Raw genomic sequence first — 6000 nt, forward strand, 5'->3', positions numbered from 1 at the left:
TCCAATATTAGTAGACGCGGACTTTTGGCTCGATATAGTCGACTGTCAACGGCACTTTACGAACTGGCTTGTAAATGATGCGGTTGCCTTCAGAATACCACAAGGTATGCTTCATCCACTCGTGATCGTTACGGCCATTTGGTGCGTAATCATCATCTTCTGGACGATCGTAATCAGAGACACTATGCGCGCCGCGGCTTTCGTGACGATGCGCCGCTGAAATCATTGTGGCTTTCGCAACTTCGTATAAGTTTGCCACTTCAAAGGCTTCGATACGAGCGGTGTTAAAGACTTGTGATTTATCAGCCAAGTGGATCTTGTCGATTTTTTCACCCAGTGCCAAGATTTTTTCGACACCTTCGTCCATGATGGCTTGAGTACGGAATACGCTGGCATGTTTTTGCATAGTAGCGCGGATTTCATCAGCGACATCTTGCGCATTGTAGCCTTCAGTAGACTGCTGCAACTTGTCTAGGCGACGCATGGTGAAGTCAAGCACACGTGGATCTAATGGCTTATAGTTGTGATCGGCATGGTGGAACTCATCAACGATGTGCTTACCAGCCGCGCGGCCAAATACCACCAAGTCAAGAAGTGAGTTGGTACCTAAACGGTTGGCACCGTGGACACTGACGCACGCACACTCACCGATGGCATAGAGGCCTTTTACCACGTTGCCTTTAGCGTATAGACCGTTTTCATCGGTACCCGCTTCTAGATCTGGTACGATGACCTGACCATGAATCGTGGTTGGAATACCGCCCATCATATAGTGAATGGTCGGGATAACTGGAATTGGCTCTTTGGTGATGTCGACGTTGGCGAAGTTTTTACCGATTTCAAACACTGATGGTAGACGCTTCATAATGGTATCGACACCTAGGTGCGTCATGTCCATTACGATATGGTCAGCGTTCGGACCACAGCCGCGGCCTTCTTTGATTTCTTGGTCCATCGAGCGCGATACAAGGTCACGAGGCGCTAGGTCTTTGACCGTTGGCGCATAACGCTCCATGAACGCTTCGCCATCTTTGTTACGCAGTATAGCCCCTTCACCGCGGCACCCTTCGGTCAATAGTACGCCGGCACCATGCACGCCGGTTGGGTGGAACTGCCAAAACTCCATATCTTGTAGCGGGATACCAGCACGCACGGCCATACCGATACCGTCGCCTGTGTTGATATAAGCGTTGGTAGACGCGGCAAAGATACGGCCTGCACCACCTGTCGCTAGCACGGTGATTGGTGATTGGAAGACAGCGATGGTACCAGTCTCTTGCTCAATCGCCACCACACCGTTGATGTTGCCATCTTCGTCTTTGATCAAATCAAGCGCGATCCACTCGATAAAGAACTCGGTGCCTTGCTCTAGGTTTTTTTGATACAGCGTATGTAGCAGGGCGTGACCTGTACGGTCAGCTGCCGCACACGCGCGTTGTACCGCTTTTTCGCCATAGTTTGACGTATGACCACCAAATGGACGCTGATAAATAGTGCCATCTTCGTTACGGTCAAACGGCATGCCCATGTGCTCAAGCTCATAGACGACTTTTGGCGCTTCACGGCACATGTATTCGATCGCGTCTTGGTCACCCAACCAATCTGAGCCTTTTACCGTGTCATAAAAGTGAAAGTGCCAGTTATCGTTACTCATGTTACCCAAACTTGCACCGATGCCACCTTGGGCTGCGACGGTGTGCGAACGGGTTGGGAATACTTTGGTCAAAACTGCAACCTTCATGCCTGACTCAGCCAAATGCAGTGAAGCACGCATCCCTGAACCACCACCACCGACGATGACGGCATCGTAGTTTAGGGTCTTAATATTACTAATGGTATTATCTTGTCTAGTTGCCATTACGGTTTTCCTAATGCCTGTTAATGCTTAGAAGTAAATAAAAAGGCTATCTGTCCTGTGTCTGTACACCAATAGTTATTTTCTCAGTGCAGCTTACCTAAAGCACATGACACATCTGGCCTTTAACCACTTAATTTGCATATCTATCGTTATACTGGGCTGAGCGGTATTATGCTCGGCGGCTTATTTATCGAGCGCCCTATCAGCGCATTTGTCTTTTTAAACATAAAATAGTAGACATAAAATAAATAAGTAACCAAACCCAATGCTATGACTATTTTCGGCTATGTATGAATGGCAGTGATAACCAAGCTATCAATCACGTTTACAGCCATCCATTTTTATCGATATTTTGGCGTTACCACCCAATTTGGGTGCTCACCTCATCATTAAACAGCAACGACACCAAAGCCATTACCCCAAAAAATCATGATGCCCCAAAATAAAAAGACTAAAATAGAGATAATCATCAAAGTCTGTAATACCAAACGCAATCTTGGCGCGCTCTCACCCATCTTGCCTGAGGTGATATAGTCAGTGAATACGGTCCACATACCTACCCAAGCATGGCCTGCAAGTGCCATCACAGCGACCAAGCTAAACAGACGCATCGGTAAGCTGGTCATAAATGACGACCACTCAAGATAGGTGACATCGCCATGGGTCAAAAAGAAACCCAGCAACACCACACTATAAACGGCCAAAACGACCGCGCTGATACGCTGGACAATCCAATCACGTGAGCCTGAACCTGTCAGACCAGTTGCGCTTTTGATTCCTGAATCATTTTTAATCATTAGAACATCACCCATACAAATGACGCGACAATTAAAATCGCTGCAATCACAAAACTGACCTTAGATGCGGCGCGGCCAGATTTTAGCTCTTCGTTCATGCCCATATCAGCAAATAAGTGCTTGATGCCCATCACAAAGTGATAAGCAATCGCAGCCACAAATATCCATGCTAAAAAGCGCACAAGTACGTTGTCAAACACGGTTTCAAAACTCTCAGGCGACGCCAATGAGTTCTGTAGTAACCACAGCATGACAGGAATCAATAAAAATAAAATAATGCCAGAGATACGATGCAAGATAGAAGCGATCGCAATCGGTGAGCGATTAACGCTAATCACTTGGCTTAAAGGCAGATCAATAGGTCGGTTGCTTTTCACAGCGGGCATCCTTTTTGCGGTTATACTCCTGTATCTGCTATCAACGCATGACATAGATCGGGATTGTGTCAATTAAGCGTAGAGCAACACACGAGACGAATAAAGTAAGGAAGAGCTAGCTGACTTCGTTTAGTTTGTGCTAAAGGTGAAGAAAGAATCATGTGGTAAGGTATTGATACTTTGTCTACGACTGCTCGGTTTACAACTGCTTGGCAAACAGATCGGTCAAACAACCTGTCTATTATACAACAAAGAAAATAAACATGAGTAAGATCGATTAACTAGTCTATTTTTACTGGTCGCACTTATCACAAGATAACCGTGTTTTGTTATCTTGCGATTGTGTTATCTATAAGGGTGCAAACCTGACGCTAAGTGTTTAAAAATAGAACAGTTAACAAGAACATTCAAACCGTCGGTTGGGTTTGGGTCTATTGACATTGTCCAGCTGTAACCAAATATGAATACCAGTATGAATAGAGAAGCTCTAGACGACACTATATCATGACCACTTATCAATTCGCACAAAACTCGTGCCAGTTAAGTAGCTGCAATTATAAAATGACTGGGCAATAATTACAAATTTATCCATTATGTGGTAAAAAAGGAACAATCAGTTCACAATACAACAGCGTTTTGTCTTATCAAACATAGCGATACGGCCAGCAATCCTAAAAAAATTTGCCGCAAGTACCTTGTCTGTCATATCCATACTGCCAGCTTGCACAGACAAATCATCTCGCCAATTGTGGATACCAAGTCTGATACTTATAAAATTCAAGTGACATCACAGCGCATCTTTGCCGCCAATAAACAGTAAGATTTGCGGCAAAATAACCAATTAGACATATTTTGATACAAAAATTACAGTGAATAAACACGACCAAACCGTGCCAATTAGCGGCATTGATGGTAAAAGTCTTTTCAAATCGCAGGGAATTGCTGCTAATATACCCAGCATATTAAATGCGTTAAATGTATTTTGACCGTTTGACTGAGCATGGCGCGAGGGTATGCGCCTGTAGTAATCCTGGGCGCGAGGGTATGCGTCTATAGTAATTTTATTCTGACAAGTTAAATCAATGGAGAGCAATTTATGGCTGACACTAATGCCAAACTAACCGTCAATAGTGAAGAATACGAACTTCCTATCATCAAAGGTACTTTAGGGCGCCCAGTTATCGACATTGCTGCTCTACAAGACTCAGGCTTTTGGTCTTATGACCCAGGTTTCAAAGTAACCGCTCCTGTCGAGTCAAAAATTACCTATATCGACGGTGGTAAAGGTGAACTGTTGCACCGCGGCTACCCTATCGATCAGCTGGCAAACAATGCTGAATACCTAGAAGTGGCCTATGCCTTGATTCATGGCGACTTGCCAAACGCCGAGCAAAAAGCGGACTTTTTTGAAAAAATCCGTAAGCACACAGGCGTGCATGACCAATTACGTAAATTCTTTGAAGGCTTCCGCCGTGACGCGCATCCAATGGCGATTATGGTGGGCGTTGTGGGTGCCTTGTCAGCGTTTTATCATGACAACCTAGACGTCAGCAACGAAGAGCACCGCGAAATCACCGCCATTCGTCTAATCGCAAAAATGCCAACGCTTGCGGCGATGAGTTATAAATACTCGCAGGGCGAACCATTTATGTATCCACGTAACGACTTTAGCTATGCGGAAAACTTCTTGTACATGATGTTTGCCACGCCTGCTGATGTGGACTATGAGCCAAACGACGTGGTCACCCGCGCGATGGACAAAATCTTCACCTTGCACGCAGACCACGAGCAAAACGCCTCGACCTCTACTGTGCGCCTAGCCGGCTCAACGGGTGCCAACCCTTACGCCTGTATCGCAGCTGGTATCGCCGCCCTTTGGGGTCCATCACATGGCGGCGCCAACGAAGCTGTGCTTGAGATGCTAGATGAAATCGGTACTGTCGAAAACGTGCCAGCATTTATGGAAAAAGTGAAGAGCCGTGAAGTGAAGCTCATGGGCTTTGGTCACCGTGTTTATAAAAACTTCGACCCACGCGCCCAAGTCATGAAAGAGACTTGTGATGAAGTACTCGGCGCACTAGGCATCAACGATCCTAAGCTTGAGCTGGCCATGGCACTAGAAAAAATCGCTTTAGAAGATCCGTTCTTCGTTGAGCGTAACCTGTATCCAAACGTTGACTTCTACTCTGGCATCATCCTAAAAGCCATTGGTATCCCAACGTCTATGTTTACCGTGATCTTCTCATTGGCGCGTACCTCAGGTTGGATCAGCCACTGGTTAGAGATGCACAGCGCACCGTTCAAAATCGGTCGCCCACGTCAGCTATACACTGGCGAGACACATCGTGACTTTGTCAAAGTAGAAGACCGCAAGTAATCTGCTTAGATACGGCACGTGTATAAAAGAACCATAAAAAATCCCGCTATATGCGGGATTTTTTATCCAACGTTGCCTTATATCCCCCCCTGAAGTGGGTGGATATAAGGCAACTTAAGTAGTTATGCTTACGCAAAGAAAGCTGTTTAGTGTGGCGTATTTTGCTGTTCGATATACTGGCGGGTAATCTCAACTGGAGCACCCCCGCAGCTGCCTGCAAAGTAACTGGGTGACCACAACGCACTGCACCATAACTGTTTAGAGATAGATGGATATTGCTTTTTGCGAATAAGCCGACTAGAAACGCCTTTTAAACTATTAACCAAGCTTGAGATAGCTACGTTTAGTAGATAATTTACCAGCAAATGCACATAGTCATCCTCACCATCAAACGCCACAAGCTCGGCTTCAAGCTTTTTGTACACATCACCAAAGATAACTTCAAGGTCATCAAGAACTTGTTTGGTGAAAACTGCTCGTCGATACTTAGCGACAAAGACCAAATGTACATGCAAATTAAAGACAACGTATCTACCACGTCTTAAGTCATTTTCTATTAAGTAGACCAATATGGAATAAAAGAGAATATCA

General features: G+C 45.4%; 5 protein-coding genes. 1 reads left to right on the forward strand and 4 read right to left on the reverse strand.

Annotated elements, in window-relative coordinates:
- Positions 1-7 precede the first annotated feature (7 nt).
- The 3 genes from sdhA to sdhC form a co-directional block, all read right to left on the reverse strand.
- Positions 8-1858 (reverse strand): succinate dehydrogenase flavoprotein subunit, encoded by a 1851-nt coding sequence (sdhA, locus tag JFC05_RS11795; protein ID WP_075101403.1) that lies wholly within the window; start codon positions 1856-1858, stop codon positions 8-10.
- Positions 1859-2247: 389 nt separating this feature from the next.
- On the reverse strand, positions 2248-2652 hold the full coding sequence (gene sdhD / locus JFC05_RS11800) for a succinate dehydrogenase, hydrophobic membrane anchor protein (protein ID WP_244658154.1): 405 nt from the start codon (positions 2650-2652) through the stop codon (positions 2248-2250).
- A gap of 2 nt (positions 2653-2654) precedes the next feature.
- Entirely contained in the window at positions 2655-3041 is a 387-nt protein-coding gene (sdhC, locus tag JFC05_RS11805; protein WP_075101402.1) for a succinate dehydrogenase, cytochrome b556 subunit, read from the reverse strand.
- Between the two features lie 1087 nt (positions 3042-4128).
- Here sdhC and gltA point away from each other — a divergent pair.
- Entirely contained in the window at positions 4129-5409 is a 1281-nt protein-coding gene (gltA, locus tag JFC05_RS11810) for a citrate synthase (RefSeq protein WP_198337009.1), read from the forward strand.
- A gap of 146 nt (positions 5410-5555) precedes the next feature.
- Here the strand turns inward: gltA and tnpA are convergent, their stop codons facing one another.
- On the reverse strand, positions 5556-5966 hold the full coding sequence (tnpA, locus tag JFC05_RS11815) for an IS200/IS605 family transposase (RefSeq protein WP_420850570.1): 411 nt from the start codon (positions 5964-5966) through the stop codon (positions 5556-5558).
- Positions 5967-6000 lie beyond the last annotated feature (34 nt).

The organism is Psychrobacter celer, from assembly GCF_016107555.1.
Classification (GTDB): domain Bacteria; phylum Pseudomonadota; class Gammaproteobacteria; order Pseudomonadales; family Moraxellaceae; genus Psychrobacter; species Psychrobacter celer.